Source organism: Defluviimonas sp. SAOS-178_SWC (genome assembly GCF_039830135.1).
Lineage (GTDB): Bacteria > Pseudomonadota > Alphaproteobacteria > Rhodobacterales > Rhodobacteraceae > Albidovulum.
Window position 1 is genome coordinate 3,156,714 of record NZ_CP156081.1, and the last position, 16,768, is coordinate 3,173,481.

Sequence of the window (16,768 nt, forward strand, 5' to 3'; positions counted from 1 at the left end):
TTCATCTTGCCGGAAATATCCCGGGGGTCAGGGGGCTGCGCCCCCGGCCTTTCCCGTGGCGAAGACCTCCCCTATATTTCCGGTGGAGGTAGCGCATGGCCAGTTGGATCGACCGCATCGCCGAACGCCGCATGCTCAAGGCCCGGGCCGAGGGCAAGCTGCAAGGCCTGACCGGCGAGGGTAAGCCCCTCCCCGACCGCGCCGGCGACATCTTCACAGATCCCGGAGAGGCGATCGGTTTCCGCGTCATGGCCGAAGCCGGCGTCCTGCCCGAAGAGATCACCCTGAAAAAGCAGATCGCCGTGGCGAAAGAGATCTATGCCAAGGCCGGGACGGACGACGCCCGCAAGGCCGCGATGGCCGAGATCGCCCGCCTCGAACTGCGCCGCGGCATCGCCGAGGATGCGCGCCGCAAGTTCCTGAGATCCTGAACCTCAGGCCAGTTCCACCGGTGGCAAGGGCGGCGCGTCGTCGTGCGGCGGCACCGTCTGCCGCTCGATCTTGCGCCAGACCTTCGGCGGCTCCGCCCCCCGGTGCAAGGCCCGGATCGCGGTCTGCACCGCCTCGTCGGCCTTCGTCCGCCGCGCGAGGTGGCGGGCATAGTCCACCCAGGTCGGCACGTAGTACTTCTCGCTCCACATTTCCGGCCGGTTGAGGTCGCGCAGAAGCGCCCAGCGGCTCGCCCCGTCGCGGATCCGGATGCGCCGCCGTTGCTGCATGAGGGCGAGGAAATCGTCCACATCCTCCTGCGCGATCTCGTATTCGACCATGATGAAGATCGGCCCGCTCCGCGCCCTGAGGTCGATCTGCGGCTCGACCGCGGCGACGAGGCCGAGCGGCGTCAGGTCGAGATCGGTAAACTCATGAACCTGAAGGAGTTTTCCGGTCAAGAGCCCGACCAGAAGCACCGCTGCGGCCAGCCAAAAGGCAAGGTGGACCCCACCGTGATCGGCCACAGTCCCCCAGAGCCATGCCCCCCCGGCCATGCCGCCGAAGGTCGCCATCTGGTAGAATGAAAGCGCCCGCCCCAACACCCAGCGCGGCGTCGAAAGCTGCACCGTGGTGTTGAAAAGCGACAGCGCCAGCACCCAGCAGGCCCCGCCGAGCATCAGCGCAGGGACGATCAGGAAGACCGGCGGCACCTGCGCGAGCACCGCGAGCGCCACCGCGAACCCGGCGAAACCCAGCCGCACGACCCGTTCGTTCCTCAGCCACGCCCGCAGCCGGGCATTCATGAACACGCCGCCGATCGCCCCCGCCCCGAAGCAGCCGAGGAAGAACCCGTATTGCAGGGCCGACCCCTGCAGCGTGTCGCGCGTGTAGATCGGCAGAAGTGCCATCAGGCAGGACGCGCCGATCCCGAACAGGCAGGACCGCGCCATGACCCGGATCAGCGCCGGCGACATGACCATGTAGCGGAACCCCGCGCCCAGCGCGCGCGCCAGATCCTCGCGCGGCAGCGTCCGCTTCGCCTCGGGCCGGCGCCAGCGCCAGATGCCGAGGATGAAGCCCACATAGCTTGCCGCGTTCACGGCAAAGGCCGCCGCCGCCCCCGCCGCCGCCACGATGGCCCCGCCGATCGCGGGCCCGACGGATCGCGCCAGGTTGAAGCCCATCGAGTTGAGGCTGACCGCCTGCGCCACCTCGTCGCGCGGGACGATGTCGCCGATCGAGGCCTGCCAGGACGGATTGAAGAGCGCCGTTCCGCAACCGATCAGGAAGGTGAAGCCCAGAAGCATCCACGGGGTCAGCCATCCGGCCCAGGCAAAGACCGCCAGCAGCACGGACACGACGAACATGAACCCCTGCGCCGACAACATGATCCGGCGGCGGTCGAAGTTGTCGGCCAGCGCGCCAGCGAACAACGAGAACACCATGATCGGCAGGGTGTTCGAGGACTGCACCAGCGCAACCATGCCGTGGCTGGTCGTCAGGCTGCCCATCATCCAGGCCGCACCGACCGCCTGGATCAGTGAGCCAAGGTTGGAGGCCTGGCTTGCTATCCAGAGACCGCGGAAGTTGCGGTTGGCGAGCGGTGCCAATGTCAGCGGCGTGGCGATCTGTTCCTCCCGTCCTGCGCGCCTCCTTTCTGCGCCGGCAGGGTCGGGAGGGCAAGGTGCGTCGGACATTCAAGATACTTGCCGATGCCCGCGCTTTCTGGAATTGATCGCGCCATGACCGGACCCCGCTACACGCCCCTCGTCGACAGGCTTCCCGCCACGGTGCCCTTCGTCGGCCCCGAAACCCAGGAACGCGCGCGCCATCGTCCCTTTGCCGCCCGGCTCGGCGCCAACGAGAGCGTCTTCGGCCCCTCGCCCGAAGCCGTCGAGGCCATGGCGAAGGCCGCCCGCGAGGTCTGGATGTACGGCGACCCGGAGAACCACGACCTCCGCCACGCGCTTGCCGCCCATCACGGCATAGGACCGGAGAACATCGTCGTCGGCGAAGGGATCGACGGGCTTCTGGGCTACCTCGTCCGTATGCTCGTCGGCCCCGGCGACGCGGTCGTGACCTCGGACGGCGCCTATCCGACCTTCAATTTCCACGTCGCGGGCTTCGGCGGAACTCTCCACAAGGTGCCCTACAAGGGCGATCACGAAGACCCGGAGGCGCTGACCGCAAAGGCGGCCGAGACCGGGGCGAAGCTCATCTACCTCGCCAATCCCGACAATCCGCTCGGTTCCTGGCACGGGGCGGTGACGATCGTCCGCATGATCGAGGCGGTGCCGGCAGGCTGCCTTCTGGTCCTCGACGAGGCCTATATCGACCTCGCGCCCGACGGGACGGCGCCCGCCATCGACGCGCAGGATCCGCGCGTGATCCGGATGCGCACCTTCTCCAAGGGATATGGCATGGCCGGCGCCCGGGTCGGCTACGCGATCGGGGCCGCCCCTCTCGTCACCGCCTTCAACAAGATCCGCAACCATTTCGGCATGTGCCGGATCTCTCAGGCCGGCGCGCTCGCTGCGCTGGCCGATCAGACCTATCTTTCCGAGGTCCGGAAACGGGTCGAAGGGGCGCGACGCGAACTGGGTCAGATCGCCCGGCTGAACGGCCTTGCCCCCCTGCCCTCGGCCACCAACTTCGTGACGATGGATTGCGGCGCCGACGGTGCCTTTGCGCGGAAGGTGCTCGCCGAACTCGTGGCGCGCGACATCTTCGTGCGGATGCCCTTCGTCGCGCCGCATGACCGGTCGATCCGCGTCAGCTGCGGCCGCGTGCAGGATCTTACGCTCTTCGCCGCCGCCTTGCCCGAGGCGCTTGCCGCCGCGCGGCAAGCGTAGCGCGCAAGGGGTCAGGCGGCCCCGGACACCACCTGCGCCGCGGCGTCGAGCGCGCCTGGTCCGTGCGGGATCTTCAAGGCCCGCATCCCGGATTCCATCACCGCCAGGACACCAAGCGTCATGTGGGCGTTCACATGGCCCATATGCGCGACCCTGAGGAAATCGCCGTAGGCGGGATCCGACGGTTCCGCCATCCCCAGACCGATGCCGAGCGTCACGCCCGCCTCCTCCTCGCACCACTGGCGCAGCCGCGCGGCGGCGCCGCCAATCCGTGCCGCCGTCACCGAACAGCCTCGGCAGGCCGGATCGGCGATATTGAGCGCGATGTCGCCCGCCGCCCCCCACGCCCCGAACGCCGCCCAGACCGCACCGGCAAGCGCCTTATGCCGCGACCAGACGGCCTCCAGCCCCTCCTCGTCGAGAAGCATCGTCAGGGCCTCGCGCAGGCCGAACAGGTGATGGGTCGGCGCGGTGCCGAAGAAGAGCTGCCAATATTCCGACGGGAAGGCACGCGGTTCCCAGTCCCAGTAGGGTGTGCGCAGGTCCGAAGCGCGGCAGGCCTCGCGCGCCTTGTCCGAGAACCAGACGAAGCCGAGGCCCGGCGGGGTCATCAATCCCTTCTGGCTTGCCGCGACCAGCACGTCGATGCCCCATTCGTCCATGTGCAGCGGGTCGCAGCCGAGCGAGGCAATGGCATCGACGGCCAGAAGCGCGGGATGGCCGCTCGCATCCATCGCCGCGCGGATCGCGGCAATGTCGTTCCGGACCGAGGTCGCGGTATCGACATGGGTCACCAGCACCGCCTTGATCTCGTGGGCCTTGTCCGCCGCGAGCGCCTCGGCGATGCGCGCCGGATCGGCTGGCGCCCTTCGTCCGAAGTCAATCCGCTCGACCCGCACCCCCATCCGTTCCACGGTATTCGCCCAGCTCGCGCCGAACTGACCAGTGACGGCAACGAGCGCACGGTCGCCCCGGGAAAAAAGGTTGGCATTCGCCGCCTCCCACGCCGCGTGGCCGTTGCCGATGTAGATAGTCACATGCGCAGTGGTGCGCGCGACGCGCCGCAGGTCGTCGATGATCGTGTCCGTCATGTCAAGCAGCGCGCCGCCGTAGATGTTCGGCGCGGCGCGGTGCATCGCCGAAAGAACCCGGTCGGGCATCACCGACGGTCCGGGAATGGCAAGATAGGGACGGCCGTGGCGCAGACTCATGCGGGTTCTCCTCTCAGCCGCCAAGGCGTAGGGCGCGGCCGGGGGAAGGTCAATCGCCCTCCCGCAGGGCCGGTCGCCTTGCCAGCCCCGGCGCTTTCGGGCTAGATCGGCCCGATCTGCGGCGCCGAAGCCGCGCTGAGCGAAGGCCCGCCCGTTGCCCGTAAAAGGCGCCCCATCCGAACCCGACGCGGAATCCTATTCGTCCCGGGCACTGCTCGGGCGGCTCTGGCGCGGCTATCTTTCCCGGCACAAGTGGACGATGGCCGTCGCCGGGTTTTTCATGGTGATCGAAGGCTCGACCCTCGCGGCATTGTCCTGGATGCTGAAGCCGCTTTTCGACCGGGTCTTCGTCGCCGGCGATGCCGGGGCGATCTGGTGGGTGGGTGGGGCGATCCTGTCGCTCTTCATGATCCGGGCGGTGACGCTGATCATCAACCGGTCGCTCCTGACCCGGGTGGCGATGAAGACCTCGACCACGATGCAGACCGATCTTCTTGCCCATGTGCTGACGCTCGACGGGCCGTTCTTCCAGACCAATCCGCCAGGCGCGCTGATCGAGCGGGTTCAGGGCGACACGATCGCCGTGCAAGGCGTCTGGCAGCTCCTGATCACCGGGATCGGCCGCGACGCGGTGGCGCTGGTCACGCTCTTCGGCGTTGCTGTCGCCATCGACCCCGGCTGGACGCTGACCGCCCTCATCGGCGCGCCGATCCTCATCCTGCCGTCCCGCGCGGTGCAGCGCTATATCCGGCGGAAGACCAGCCATGTCAGGGGCGAGGCCGCCAAGCGCGCCACCCGGCTCGACGAGATCTTTCACGGCATCACGGCAGTCAAGCTGAACCGGATGGAGACCTACCAGCTTTCCCGCTTCCGCCAGATCGTCGACCGGATCGTCCGGGCCGAGGTCAAGACGGCGGCGAGCCGCGCGACGATGCCGGCCCTGATCGACATCGTCACCGGTCTCGGGTTCTTCGGCGTCCTCCTCCTCGCCGGCCCCGAGATCACGCGGGGCGACCGCAGCGTCGGCGAGTTCATGTCGTTCTTCACCGCGATGTCGCTTGCCTTCCAGCCCCTGCGCCGCCTCGGCGACATGGCCGGCACCTGGCAGATCGCGGCGGCGAGCCTCGAACGGCTCTACCGGCTCTTTGACGCGCAGCCGGCGATCTCCCGCGCGGCCGATCCGGTCACGGTGCCGCCCGCCGACACCGGCATCCGGTTCGAGGATGTCCGGCTCTCCTACGGCGACAACACGGTGCTGCGCGGCCTGAGCTTCGTCGCCGAACCGGGACAGACGACGGCCATCGTCGGCCCGTCCGGCGCCGGCAAGTCCACGGTCTTCAACCTGCTGACCCGGATGGTCGACCCCGAAAGTGGTCGGATCACCGTCGGCGGCACCGGGATCGACGCGTTCGACATTGCAACCTTGCGCGACCTTTTCTCGGTCGTCACCCAGGACGCGACCCTGTTCGACGAGACGATCCGCGAGAACGTCCTTCTCGGCCGCAGCGACGTCCCCGACACGGCGCTGACGGCGGCCCTGGACGCCGCGCACGTCAGTGCGTTTGCCGATGCGCTTCCGGACAGGCTCGAAACACAAGCCGGCCCGCGCGGTTCCGGCCTCTCCGGCGGCCAGCGCCAGCGTGTCGCCATAGCGCGCGCGCTACTGCGCAACGCCCCGATCCTGCTGATGGACGAAGCGACCTCCGCCCTCGACGCGGCGAGCGAGGCCCTCGTTCAGGACGCGCTCGACCGCCTGAGCAAGGGGCGGACGACACTGGTCATCGCCCACCGGCTTTCGACGGTGCGCGGGGCGGACAAGATCGTGGTCATGGACCGGGGCGAAGTCGTCGAAGAGGGCACGCATGACACGCTTCTCGCACGAAACGGTCTTTACGCGGGACTTTGCCGGCTGCAATTTTCCGACGGACCGGATGTTGCGAGGGAGGCGGGCAGATGACGAGTTTGGGCGAAGCGGCTCCGGACCGGACGGTCTTCGCCGTCTCGGGTGCGGATCGAGAGGCGTTTCTTCGGGGACTCGTGACCAACGATCTCGGCAAGCTCCGCGACGGCCTCGTCTATGCGGCGCTTCTGACCCCGCAAGGCAAGTATCTGGCCGATTTCTTCCTGGTGCCGGGGAAGGACGCGATCCTGATCGACGCAAAGGCAGATCAGGCCGACGCGCTGATCCGCCGGCTGTCGATGTACCGGCTTCGCGCGGCGGTGACGATTGCGGCGACGGACCTTCGTGTCAGCCGCGGACTGGGCCCCGCGCCCGACGGCGCCATGACCGACCCCCGCCACCCTGCCCTCGGCTGGCGGAGCTACGGGGCCGAACCCGGCGCCGCGCCCGGGATCGACTGGGACGCGATCCGCGTCGCCCATTGCATCCCCGAAAGCGGCATCGAGTTGATCCCGGACGAGACCTACATCCTCGAGGCCGGGTTCGACCGGCTGAACGGCGTCGATTTCCGCAAGGGCTGCTATGTCGGGCAGGAAGTCACCGCGCGGATGAAACACAAGACCGAGCTGCGCAAGGGCTTCTTGAGTGTCGCGATTGACGGGTCGGCACCGGTCGGCACCGAGATCCTTTCGGACGGCAAGCCGGCCGGGCAGGTCTTCACGCAATCGGAAGGCCGGGCCATCGCCTGGCTCCGCTTCGACCGTATTGGCGACAACATGACGGCCGGGGACGCGCATCTGCACGCCCTCGGACCGGAGGGTTCGTAAGCCGGGGCGCCCGCTACCGGAATGCCGGCCGAAACTTCGTTCGGCCAGCCGCGGTCAGGCGCGTTCGGAATATTCCATGAACTCGGTGTGGACGACGATGTCCTCGCCCTCGCCGATGAAGGGCGGCACCATGATCCGGACGCCGTTGTCGAGGATCGCCGGCTTGTAGCTGTTCGCCGCCGTCTGGCCCTTCACCACCGGTTCAGTCTCGACGACCTTGCAGACGACCTTCTGGGGCAACTGAACGCTCAGCGCCTCGTCGCCGTAATATTCGATCGTCGCCGTCATCCCGTCCTGCAGGAACGGGCGGCGGTCGCCGAGGAACTCCGCGTCGATCTCGATCTGCTCGAAGGTTTCGCTGTCCATGAAGACAAGCCGGCCGTCGCTCTCGTAGAGGAACTGCTGGTCCTTCTGTTCCAGCCGCACCTGCTCCACCTTGTCTTCCGAGCGGAAGCGTTCGTTGAGCTTGCGGCCGTCGCGCAGGTTCTTCAGCTCGACCTGGGCAAAGGCGCCGCCCTTGCCGGGCTTGACGTGGTTGACCTTCACAGCCGCCCATAGGCCGCCGTCATGCTCCAGCACGTTGCCGGGGCGGATTTCGTTGCCGTTGATCTTGGGCATGAGACAAAACCTTGCTGAAAGGTTGAATGGATTTGGCCGGCACCTATATATTGCCGGCTGTTGACTGGCAAGTTCACCAGATACGGTGGAGTCAGAGACGAGCCATGCACAAAGCGCATGGCAGTCATTCCCAAAGGGGCATACCGAATCGGGGGTAAAAAGCCATAGACAGCGGAACGCCGGTGAACGCAAGAGCAATAAGAACGGACAAAGAAGATGCGCGATTTCGTTGACGGCACCGCATTCAACTACGAGCAAGGGCAAAGGTCGCGCAAACTGTTCGCGGCTGTGGTTCTTGCGGCGCTGGATGATGCGATTGCCGATGACAAGAAGTATGGTAACGGGCCTGAGCAGATCGCCCGCTGGGCGCGGTCGCGTGACGGCCGCGAGGTTCTGTCCTGCGCCGGGATCGACCCCAACGAACGGGTCGTGAAGGGGCTTATGGAATTCGTGGGCAAGGGCGTCCGCACCTCCGTCGCGCTGTCGCGCGAGGAAAGCGAGCGTCGCCACGCTGCTGAAGAAGCCGAGGCTGCCTGAAAGGCCGGCACGGCGGCGCCTGATCCCGGATCAGCGCCCATGAAAGACGCGCCCGGTTTCGGGCGCGTTTTTCGTTCTTGCGACAGGGAGCTCGACGGCCAGGGCCCCGTTCCGGTCAGTCCAGATTGCGGCTTTCCAGCGCCCGGTTGATCTCGCGCCGAACGAGCATGCGCACGTTGCGGGTGATCCGCTCACCGAGCGGGCCTTGCAGTTCCTCCCGGATGATCTCGGCAACGATGTCGCGCAGCATGTCCATGTCGATGACCGTTTCGTCGCCCGCGCTGAAGAGGCCGGAGGAGTCGTCGCCGTCGACGTCATCGAAGGCCCCGGATTCCGGCCCGTCATTGATGAGCGGCTCGGCCTCCGGCGCGTCGTCGCGATCCCACTGCGCCTCGCCGCCCCGAACCGCGTCGGCGGCCGTCAGGGTCAGCCGACGGGACGGAGCGGTCGAAACCGGCGCCGCCTCCGCCGTCTCCCGAGAGGGGCGCAAGCCGCCGCCATGGACGAACGCCGGGACCGCGTCGGGACCGCCCTCCTCTGTCGCATCCGCCAGGTCATGCGCCATCGGTTCAGCCGAACGGGCATCATCCAGATCCGCGTATTCGAGCGCCGCCTCATCCGCCACGACAGGCTCGTCCAACGCGCCGTCGGCCGCCGCGACCTCCGTCTCATCATCGGAGGTTTCATCACCGCCCTGCCAAGCGGGTGCCGACGCCACGTGCCTGTTCCCCATCTCTCCGGACGTTACCGGCTGCGTCAGGTCCGCGCTTTCCTCCTCCGCGGCCTCGTCAACGGCAAAACCGTCCTCGAATGCATCCTCGAGCGCGGCATCGGTCGGCACGCCCTTCGCTACTTCGCTGCCGTCAGGCTCGAATTCGCCGCCGATCCCGGCCACCGCCGCCTCCAGTTCGGCAATCGTGTCCTCGAGCGATTGCGCGTCAGACGCGCTGTCGACATCCCAGTCGCGCAAAAGCGCACTGCCGTCCGGCAAGGCGACATCCGCGTCGGGCAGATGTTCGGCGTCATCGAAAACACTGTCGCCGGAAACACTCTGGCGCAGCGTGTCCTCTCCGGCCGAAGATATCTCCCGCACGCCATCCGCTTCGGGAACCCTCAACGCCTCGGTCAAGACCAGTTTGGTCTCGACTCGCTCGCCAGGAGCGTCGTCGGCGCGCTTGCCCTCGCGCTCTTCCCTGCGCTCCTTCTCCGGTTCGGACCGGTGCCGGTTATCCTCGGACACCAGACGCCGGATCGACGACAGAACATCCTGAATTTCCAGATTGGTCAGGGGGTCAGACATGGGCAATCCTCAACCGGTCACGCGTCAGTGTAAGACGCCCCGGCCCGGCCCACAACCGATCAGACGCACTCAATTCCGCCCGATGGCCTGGAGAACGCGGTCGAGGCTCTTGCCCTGCACCGAGGTCACGGGCGCATCCTTGACGGCGTTGTAATAGGCCTCCGGATCGTAGGTCGGTATCCCGAGTGTCAGATGGTCCGCCGTCAGAAGACCCATAGACGCCAAAAGTGAATAGTTCGCTACCTGAAGATTGGCTTCGGCCGTGATCTTGGTGGCGCGGGCGTCGAGGAGTTCCTGTTCCGCGTCAAGCACGTCGAGCGTGGTGCGGGCGCCCAGCTTGGCCTCTTCCCGCACGCCGTCATAGGCAATGGTCGCCGCCTCGATCTGACGCTCCGTGGCCGAGATCTGGGCGCGGGCAACCTCGATATCGGCCCAGGCATTGCCGACGCCTTGGGTGACCGACACGCTGGACTGCAAGAGCGCCGCCCGCGCGGCATCGCGCCCGGCGATGGCCTTGCGATGCGCGGCGGAGAGCGCGCCGCCCGAAAAGATCGTCTGCCTGAGTTCGATGCCGATGGCCGAAGTATCGCGGCCCCCCTCGTTCTTCGTCAGACCGGCGCTGCCGGTCAGTTCCGGCATCCGCGAGGCTGCAGCGAGCGCGATCTGGATGTCGGATACCTTGGCCTGATGCTGGGATTGCAGGATCGCGGGATGGCTGCGCTGCGCGATGGCGCGCGCCTCGTCGAGCGATCGCGGCAGCGCCGGGGCGCGCGGTGCTACGGCGAGCGGCCCGGGATAGTGGCCAGTCGCGGCCTTGTAGCTTTCGCGGGACGCGGCGAGCTGACCCTCGGCCGCGGCAAGCGACGCCCGCGCCGCGGCAAGGCGTGCCTCGGCCTGGGCGACATCGGTGCGCGTCACCTCGCCCACATCGAACTGGTCCTGCGTCGCGCGGACGAACTCGCCCACGACGCGCACGGAGTTTTCGTTGATCGAGACGTTTTCCAGCGCGCTGCGAACCCCGAAATAGGACTGAACCGCGCTGAAGAGCACACTCTGCTCAACCCCGACCAGGGCATCGCGGGTGGCAAGGACGGACTCCTTGGCGATATCGACCCCCAACTGCGAGCGGCCGAAATCGTAAAGCATCACCTGCCCCTGCAGGCTGAGCGAGGTCGAAATCCGGCTCGACAGCCCGTTATCGACAAGGTCGCTGCTGGCGACCCATTGCAGCACCGGCCGCAGAGCGGCCACCGCCCCCGCCACATCCTCGTCCGCCGCGCGCAGGACCGCGCGGTTCTGGTCGAGGAGGTTGGAATTCTTGTAGGCCGAGATCAGTGCGTCGGCCAAGGTCTCTGCCCGCGCCGGCAGGCCCGCGAGGAGCGTTGCCGCGCAGACGGCGGCGGCAAGAAGGCGAGTGGGCGCGAACATGGTCATCTGTGCTTTCCTTCGTATTCGGCTGCCGCGCCGGTCGCGCGCCGCCCCGCCGGGATCAGAGCGCGAATTCCCGTCTGACCTCGAAGCCGGGCAGGACCGGCGCGGAGGCGTTGAACGCGAAGCGCCAACTGACGGCACCGTCGACCTTGTGCCCGATCCGGCAAAGGCCCAGAGCCCCTTCCATGAAGAGGCAGGCGATGCGTCCGCCGTCCTTGAGTTGCGCGAGGATCGCATCGGGCACCTGTTCGGCCGCGCCCTCGATCACGATCGCATCGTAGGGGCCGTGCTTGGCCGCACCTGCGGCCAAGGGCCCCTCGATCACCGCCGCGTTGTCGACGCCGCCCGAGGACAGCCGCGCCTGCGCCTGCCCGGCCAGCGCGGCATCTTCCTCGACCGCGACGACGGCTTCGGCCATGCGCGCGATGACGGCCGTCGAATAGCCAAGCCCGCAGCCGACATCGAGCACCAAGTCCGCAGGGTGAATATCGAGCGCGTCCAGCATCTTGGCCAGGGTCCGCGCCTCGAGCATCACGCGTCCGCCGCCGATATCGAGATTGCCGCCAACATAGGCCGCCTCGCGCTGGCCGCCGGGAACGTAGTCCTCGCGCGGAACCCCGAGCATCGCATCGATGATCGGGAACTTCGTGACATCGCTGGGGCGAACCTGCGTATCGACCATCATCGTACGGCGGGCGGCGAAATCGGTCATCGACTGAACTCTTCGGTCTGGTTTCCGGTTGAAAATCGTCTTGCCACAGAAAGAAGGAGGGGGCAACGGGACAACGCGCCGCGCGCCCACCGGAATGGGTTGCACGGCGATTTGCCTTGGTATATCTCCGCCCCACCTCCGGCGGGTTGGCGGAGAGGTTACGCAGCGGATTGCAAATCCGTGTAGACCGGTTCGATTCCGGTACCCGCCTCCAAACTTTTCAAGCACTTAGCTTCAACCCGAATGCTCAGGGTATCACTGAGGGTATCAGATTCCCACTTTGGCCCCGTTCTGTTCATTGCCGTTTCTCCCGCGCCTGACGCGCTCGCATGATCTGCCGCGCCTCGCCCGCATACTTGGCGATCATCGCTTTGGATGCATGACCACTATAGGCCGCGATCTCGTCATCGTCGCAGCCGTGCCACGCCAACTCTTGCACGCCGCGATAACGGAGCGCGTGTAAATCATAGGCCTCCAGCCCAAGTCGCTTTCGCTCATTCAGCATAAGATCCGCCATGTACCGGTAGCTTATCGGATTGCCGTCGCGCTAAATCAGAATAGGATGCGCGGCAATCGGCACTGCGCCGAGCTCGGCCCTGGCGCGGTCTAGCGCTGCCTTCAGTTGGCCCGTGCAAGGCAGCACCAATGGCCTATTGGTCTTGTTCTGCCGCACTTTCAGAGAATCGCCATCATAGCCCCCCATCGGAGCCCAACCCAATCACCGGGCCGCTGTACGCTGCCGACGCCGATCTCGAATATTAGGCAACACAAATCGTTCGCCTCCTGCCGGAACTTTTCGACGGCCCAATCTGGCCAAGGCAAATGCATTCTCTTGCAATCTTCGGGAGTCTTGAGCGCCCGAACGCCTTTAGCGGGATTGTCCTTTAGCCATCCTAGATCACTTGCATGCTCGCAGAGGACCACGAACATCTGAGGGATGTAGTTCGCAAAGCGGGTTCGGTGCGCATTAGCCTTTTGTGCCGCAATTACATCGGCGCGCGTCAGAACTTTCGTATCGCGAGTGCCGATCTTCACGCGCAGGTAATCCATCATCTTAACCGTGTCACCGAAACCTCAGGCTGGTATCGACATGACCTTCGGAGAACGGCGTCCACAATCATGCAAGCCCTCAAGGTGCGCTCATCAACAATCGACCAGATTCTTGGGCACACTAACCCGCTCAAGCGCGAGAACGTAAGTGGCGCCGCCTCGCACTACCTGAGGCTCACGAGAGTCATAAAGGACATCCGCGATCCGCAAGAGGAAGCTTTGAGCGAACTGGCTGCTGCTATTGCCGTTTTGAATGGTTACACTGGCAGTAACCGGCATTAAGCCGGTTATTGCGGTTAAGCATTCACGACCATGCAAAACGCCTGAAGTCGTTCGAGATCGCGGCGGATGCCATGAATGACGTTTAGGACATTCTTCTCGCCACAACCGAATAGAGGAGCCTAGAACCGTTCCCCTTGGTGGCGCCAGAAGGCATCCCCATCCTGCGATCACGGATTTCCTAGGACTTCGATCTCAGCTGTGCAGCACACGATGTGTCAACGTTCTGTAAGGGTGACGTTCAGCTCCGATCAGCTCGGGACACGCCGTTCGGCACTCTGCGCCCGTTGAGCCATTCCTATTTTCACGGGCCGTCCTACCAACCCGCGACGGCCGTTCATGCCAGGGATATCCTAGAGCTTCGACTTGGCTTCTTAAGAACGCCACACATAGAACGGCCAAAGGCAAGAACATTGATAGCGTCCTCATTCGATTGATCGCGGTCAAAGTGCCTTTCGCGGCCAACTGTTATCAGCAGACACCGTTACAGCGTTTCTCTGACCCAACGCGATGCTAAGGAGATCCGATATGGCTGACGCGGGCAAGACCGACTGGGATGTCATCGTTATCGGCTCAGGCATCGGCGGCATGGCCACTGCCGCCGCTCTGTCGAAGCTCAGGCGCAAGGTGCTGCTGCTGGAGCAATACCAGACACTTGGCGGCTTGACCCACAGCTTTTCCGTTGAGGGCTTCTCTTGGGATGCGGGCATCCACTACCTCAGCTGTATCGCCCCAGGCGATCGGGAGCGCGACATTCTGGACTGGCTATCGGACACGCCGATCGAGTTCACGTCGATGGGCGCCATCTATGACAATCTGCATATCGGGGATGCCGAGCCGCTGGCTTTGTCCCGCCCCTACGAGGCACAGGAGCGCGATCTAAAGGATCGGTTCCCGGATGAGGCGAAGGCCATCGAGGCATGGACCGCTGCGCTCAGGGAGGGCCGGGAGGCGGTCATCAAGGTCACCCCGACCCGCGCGATGCCCGAGATCATCGGCTCCGCGTTGAAATGGTGGCACGGCCGGGCCATCGAACGTTGGTGCACACGGACGACGCAGCAGGTGATCGACGAGATCACTGACAACCCCGACCTCGCGGCAGCCTTCGCCGCGCAGTGGTTCGATCATGGCGGCAGGCCGAGCAATGCGAGCTTCGGGATGCATGCCCTGATTTCCGCATCCTACCTGGAAAGCGGTGCTTGGTATCCGGTAGGCGGCGGCGCGGCTTTTGCCGAACATATCCTGCCGACGATCGCGGCGGGTGGAGGCGAAGCGAGGGCAGACACCAAGGTCGAAACGCTTCTCTTCGAGAACGACCGGGTCGTCGGCGTGCGGACGGCGAAAGGAGAGCACATCTGCGCCTATGCTGTGGTCTCGGATATTGGGGCACGCGAGACGGTGAACCATCTTCTTCCGGCCGATTGCGGGCATCAGGACTGGATCGACGAGATCCGCGCCCTGCCCCACTCCGTCGCCCATTTCTGCCTGTTCATGGGCTTCGAGGGCGATATCGAAGATGCCGGGGCGACCCGCTCGAACCACTGGATATACCCGACCGGGAAAGTGGATGTCGTCTGGACCGACGCGCCCGACAGCCCACCTCCGGGCATGTTCGTTTCCTTTGCCTCGCTGAAGGACTCAGCGCACAACCCGGGCCCTTTAAATAAACACGCCGGTGAGTTGGTGGCCTGGGCCGACTGGTCGGTCGTGGAAAGATGGGCCGATATGGAGCCGGGCGCGCGCGGCGGCGACTACCAGTCATTCAAGGCAAAGGTCGAGGAGGTGCTGTTCGCACAGTTCGAGGCTTACTTCCCGGAATTGGCCAAGCTCGTCGTGTTCCGCAATCTCTCGACGCCGCTTTCCACCGCCTCGATCACAGGGCATTACCCCGGCGCGTTCTATGGAATCGATGTCACGCCCGATCGTGTGCTCAGCGGAGCGCTTCAGGCAAAAACGCCAGTCCCCGGCCTCTTCCTTGCTGGCCAGGACGTTGTAAGTCCCGGCCTTCCCGGTGCCCTTTGGGGTGGGCTGCTCGCCGCGGCCAGCTTCGATCCGAAGGTGTTTCGTCAATTGCCCGGTTAGAAGGTAACTGGTCACAAGATCTCATTGTCCAACACTCGCAATTGCCGAGCTTCACGCAACACGCCCGAATGCGCGCTCCAATCACACTGAGGTCATTGGGCACTGTCCCAGCGAGCGATCGTTTTGAGCCCGAGTTTACGCAGCGCTGCACAGCACTCAGATGTCAGTTGTTGGTGCGCGCGGCCAAGAACGTGACAAAATCAACCCGGGTTTCGCCATCGATTGAAGGTTGCTGTTGAACGAGAGGATCGACGTATTCTGCGGCAGCGTTGCCTGATTTCTCCTGGATCAATCGCCACGGGTTCGATCCGGATGCGAGTCCTGAAACGCGTCCAACACTGCCCGAACGTGGCAGGCAACGGGGTCGAGAAATTGCAGACCGTCAACCTCGAACAGCGTTTCGCCCTCCATTTCCGGAAATGCGTCAATAAGATCGGTGCAGCCAAGGATGATCGTCGGGTTGGGGCTGCCAGGGGTCTCGGCAAGCTTGGCCCTACAGAACTCGAGAAGCGACGCTCGGCCGTCGCGCGCATGCCCCGGATAGAAATACGTTTCGAGCATGGCGCCGAACGCATCAATCTGTTCTGGATTGAACCGCCGGTCTGCCCGCACGCCTGCGGATTCGAACGCGCCGTCAAACAGGCCAGCCCGCAAGACCAGGGGTGTGCCTAGACAGAGCACATCCGATACCCCCGCGGCAGTCGCGCGTTGCACCGTCGCATCGAGAATGCTGATGACTGGCTTTTCCGCGCTCCGGGTGATGCCGGCAAAACGGATATGTGGGGTGACGCTAGCAATCGCCAAGACCGAGCAGCCCACGCGCTGCAGAGTTTCAAGTGCCCCGGCGAAGATGCTCTCGAAAGTCCGCCAGCTCGCTTCGTCGTCGCTTTGGCCTCGGCTGGCCATTGTCGTTCGCATGTCGAGCGACTCGATAACCATAGGTGGCGAGCCGCCCGGATAGTCGTCGGCAGCTGCCCTGCAGATTGCGCGATAGTAGGTGGCAGTCGCTGGCCAGCCGACACCTCCGACGATGCCGATCTTCGTCATATCGTCCGCGCCTCGTTCTTGCGGCGTCAGGATTGCAACGCCGGCGAATTAAGGTAGGCTACATAAGCAATATGCTATATAAGAAAGCTCCTATATGGTGATCGATGCCGAGTCAACAATCTTGGCGCTACGCGCCTTGTCCAATCCGCGAAGGCTGACGATCATGCAGTGGTTGACGGACCCGGTTCAGCACTTTCCGCCGCAACGCGACGGAGACTTGGTTGAGGATGGCGTCTGCGTCGGCTTCATCACGAAAAAGATCGAGCTCAGCCAGCCTGCGGTGACCGCACACATGCAGGTTCTTGCCGATGCCGGATTGGTGACGTCGAAACGCATCAAGAACTGGGTCTTCTACAAAGTCGACCGTATTCGGCTGGCTGCGGTGATGGCCGATCTCAATGTTGCGTTCCCTGACGACGCGTCGGCGACAGGGAAACAAGCGCGTTTCGTCGGCGACGGATCCGACACGGGCCGGGGAGAATGATCGTGA

Annotated in this window: 17 protein-coding genes and 1 tRNA gene; 9 read left to right on the plus strand and 9 right to left on the minus strand. The window is 65.0% G+C overall.

Annotation, left to right across the window (positions count from 1 at the left end; all coding sequences use genetic code 11):
- The first annotated feature begins 95 nt into the window (after positions 1-95).
- Complete coding sequence (locus V5734_RS16275; protein ID WP_347310682.1) at positions 96-431, plus strand: DUF1992 domain-containing protein; 336 nt, start codon at positions 96-98, stop codon at positions 429-431.
- 3 nt (positions 432-434) lie between these two features.
- On the opposite strand, the gene V5734_RS16280 is transcribed toward V5734_RS16275, so the two are convergent.
- A complete protein-coding gene (locus tag V5734_RS16280; RefSeq protein WP_347310683.1) occupies positions 435-2,129 on the minus strand; it encodes an MFS transporter in 1,695 nt (564 codons plus the stop codon).
- Between the two features lie 45 nt (positions 2,130-2,174).
- Between V5734_RS16280 and V5734_RS16285 the strand changes: the two genes are divergently transcribed.
- Positions 2,175-3,284 carry a pyridoxal phosphate-dependent aminotransferase gene (locus V5734_RS16285; RefSeq protein WP_347310684.1) on the plus strand — a complete coding sequence of 370 codons (1,110 nt, stop codon included), beginning with the start codon at positions 2,175-2,177 and terminating at the stop codon, positions 3,282-3,284.
- Between the two features lie 11 nt (positions 3,285-3,295).
- On the opposite strand, the gene V5734_RS16290 is transcribed toward V5734_RS16285, so the two are convergent.
- Positions 3,296-4,495, minus strand: coding sequence for a pyridoxal-phosphate-dependent aminotransferase family protein (locus tag V5734_RS16290; RefSeq protein WP_347310685.1), 1,200 nt, complete (start codon positions 4,493-4,495; stop codon positions 3,296-3,298).
- Between the two features lie 259 nt (positions 4,496-4,754).
- On the opposite strand from V5734_RS16290, the gene V5734_RS16295 reads away from it, so the two are divergent.
- Together V5734_RS16295 and V5734_RS16300 are read left to right on the plus strand one after the other, a co-directional pair.
- Positions 4,755-6,452, plus strand: a complete 1,698-nt coding sequence (locus V5734_RS16295) for an ABC transporter ATP-binding protein (RefSeq protein WP_347313651.1) — start codon at positions 4,755-4,757, stop codon at positions 6,450-6,452.
- Positions 6,449-7,222 carry a YgfZ/GcvT domain-containing protein gene (locus V5734_RS16300; protein WP_347310686.1) on the plus strand — a complete coding sequence of 258 codons (774 nt, stop codon included), beginning with the start codon at positions 6,449-6,451 and terminating at the stop codon, positions 7,220-7,222. The genes V5734_RS16295 and V5734_RS16300 overlap by 4 nt, the downstream gene beginning before the upstream one ends.
- 54 nt (positions 7,223-7,276) lie before the next feature.
- Here V5734_RS16300 and efp read toward each other — a convergent pair whose 3' ends face one another.
- Entirely contained in the window at positions 7,277-7,840 is a 564-nt protein-coding gene (efp, locus tag V5734_RS16305; RefSeq protein WP_347310687.1) for an elongation factor P, read from the minus strand.
- Positions 7,841-8,056: 216 nt separating this feature from the next.
- Here efp and V5734_RS16310 point away from each other — a divergent pair, with 216 nt between their 5' ends.
- On the plus strand, positions 8,057-8,377 hold the full coding sequence (locus tag V5734_RS16310) for a DUF6280 family protein (RefSeq protein WP_263741044.1): 321 nt from the start codon (positions 8,057-8,059) through the stop codon (positions 8,375-8,377).
- Positions 8,378-8,492: 115 nt separating this feature from the next.
- Here V5734_RS16310 and V5734_RS16315 read toward each other — a convergent pair whose 3' ends face one another.
- From V5734_RS16315 to V5734_RS16325, 3 genes are all read right to left on the minus strand, one after another.
- A complete protein-coding gene (locus V5734_RS16315) occupies positions 8,493-9,677 on the minus strand; it encodes a hypothetical protein (protein WP_347310688.1) in 1,185 nt (394 codons plus the stop codon).
- 69 nt (positions 9,678-9,746) lie between these two features.
- Positions 9,747-11,111: a TolC family outer membrane protein gene (locus V5734_RS16320; protein ID WP_432759634.1), complete on the minus strand. Its 1,365-nt coding sequence runs from the start codon at positions 11,109-11,111 to the stop codon at positions 9,747-9,749.
- Between the two features lie 55 nt (positions 11,112-11,166).
- Entirely contained in the window at positions 11,167-11,820 is a 654-nt protein-coding gene (locus tag V5734_RS16325; protein ID WP_347310689.1) for a protein-L-isoaspartate O-methyltransferase family protein, read from the minus strand.
- A gap of 140 nt (positions 11,821-11,960) precedes the next feature.
- Here V5734_RS16325 and V5734_RS16330 point away from each other — a divergent pair.
- A tRNA-Cys gene (locus V5734_RS16330) sits at positions 11,961-12,034 on the plus strand.
- 81 nt (positions 12,035-12,115) lie between these two features.
- On the opposite strand, the gene V5734_RS16335 is transcribed toward V5734_RS16330, so the two are convergent.
- Both V5734_RS16335 and V5734_RS16340 read right to left on the minus strand, forming a co-directional pair.
- Complete coding sequence (locus V5734_RS16335; protein WP_347310690.1) at positions 12,116-12,337, minus strand: hypothetical protein; 222 nt, start codon at positions 12,335-12,337, stop codon at positions 12,116-12,118.
- A gap of 158 nt (positions 12,338-12,495) precedes the next feature.
- A complete protein-coding gene (locus V5734_RS16340) occupies positions 12,496-12,873 on the minus strand; it encodes a hypothetical protein (RefSeq protein ID WP_347310691.1) in 378 nt (125 codons plus the stop codon).
- Between the two features lie 66 nt (positions 12,874-12,939).
- Between V5734_RS16340 and V5734_RS16345 the strand changes: the two genes are divergently transcribed.
- Positions 12,940-13,152, plus strand: a complete 213-nt coding sequence (locus tag V5734_RS16345) for a hypothetical protein (RefSeq protein ID WP_347310692.1) — start codon at positions 12,940-12,942, stop codon at positions 13,150-13,152.
- Positions 13,153-13,677: 525 nt separating this feature from the next.
- Positions 13,678-15,231, plus strand: a complete 1,554-nt coding sequence (locus tag V5734_RS16350; protein ID WP_347310693.1) for a phytoene desaturase family protein — start codon at positions 13,678-13,680, stop codon at positions 15,229-15,231.
- Positions 15,232-15,519: 288 nt separating this feature from the next.
- On the opposite strand, the gene V5734_RS16355 is transcribed toward V5734_RS16350, so the two are convergent.
- Positions 15,520-16,278, minus strand: coding sequence for an aspartate/glutamate racemase family protein (locus V5734_RS16355; protein ID WP_347310694.1), 759 nt, complete (start codon positions 16,276-16,278; stop codon positions 15,520-15,522).
- A 94-nt stretch (positions 16,279-16,372) separates the two neighbouring features.
- Between V5734_RS16355 and V5734_RS16360 the strand changes: the two genes are divergently transcribed.
- Positions 16,373-16,762, plus strand: a complete 390-nt coding sequence (locus tag V5734_RS16360; RefSeq protein ID WP_347310695.1) for an ArsR/SmtB family transcription factor — start codon at positions 16,373-16,375, stop codon at positions 16,760-16,762.
- Positions 16,763-16,768: the final 6 nt, after the last annotated feature.

Coding starts and splice junctions, on each gene's coding strand:
- V5734_RS16275 (WP_347310682.1), top strand. CDS start 96: ATGGCCAGTTGGATCGACCGCATCGCCGAACGCCGCATGCTCAAGGCC.
- V5734_RS16280 (WP_347310683.1), bottom strand. CDS start 2,129: ATGTCCGACGCACCTTGCCCTCCCGACCCTGCCGGCGCAGAAAGGAGG.
- V5734_RS16285 (WP_347310684.1), top strand. CDS start 2,175: ATGACCGGACCCCGCTACACGCCCCTCGTCGACAGGCTTCCCGCCACG.
- V5734_RS16290 (WP_347310685.1), bottom strand. CDS start 4,495: ATGAGTCTGCGCCACGGCCGTCCCTATCTTGCCATTCCCGGACCGTCG.
- V5734_RS16295 (WP_347313651.1), top strand. CDS start 4,755: ATGGCCGTCGCCGGGTTTTTCATGGTGATCGAAGGCTCGACCCTCGCG.
- V5734_RS16300 (WP_347310686.1), top strand. CDS start 6,449: ATGACGAGTTTGGGCGAAGCGGCTCCGGACCGGACGGTCTTCGCCGTC.
- efp (WP_347310687.1), bottom strand. CDS start 7,840: ATGCCCAAGATCAACGGCAACGAAATCCGCCCCGGCAACGTGCTGGAG.
- V5734_RS16310 (WP_263741044.1), top strand. CDS start 8,057: ATGCGCGATTTCGTTGACGGCACCGCATTCAACTACGAGCAAGGGCAA.
- V5734_RS16315 (WP_347310688.1), bottom strand. CDS start 9,677: ATGTCTGACCCCCTGACCAATCTGGAAATTCAGGATGTTCTGTCGTCG.
- V5734_RS16320 (WP_432759634.1), bottom strand. CDS start 11,111: ATGACCATGTTCGCGCCCACTCGCCTTCTTGCCGCCGCCGTCTGCGCG.
- V5734_RS16325 (WP_347310689.1), bottom strand. CDS start 11,820: ATGACCGATTTCGCCGCCCGCCGTACGATGATGGTCGATACGCAGGTT.
- V5734_RS16335 (WP_347310690.1), bottom strand. CDS start 12,337: ATGGCGGATCTTATGCTGAATGAGCGAAAGCGACTTGGGCTGGAGGCC.
- V5734_RS16340 (WP_347310691.1), bottom strand. CDS start 12,873: ATGATGGATTACCTGCGCGTGAAGATCGGCACTCGCGATACGAAAGTT.
- V5734_RS16345 (WP_347310692.1), top strand. CDS start 12,940: ATGCAAGCCCTCAAGGTGCGCTCATCAACAATCGACCAGATTCTTGGG.
- V5734_RS16350 (WP_347310693.1), top strand. CDS start 13,678: ATGGCTGACGCGGGCAAGACCGACTGGGATGTCATCGTTATCGGCTCA.
- V5734_RS16355 (WP_347310694.1), bottom strand. CDS start 16,278: ATGACGAAGATCGGCATCGTCGGAGGTGTCGGCTGGCCAGCGACTGCC.
- V5734_RS16360 (WP_347310695.1), top strand. CDS start 16,373: ATGGTGATCGATGCCGAGTCAACAATCTTGGCGCTACGCGCCTTGTCC.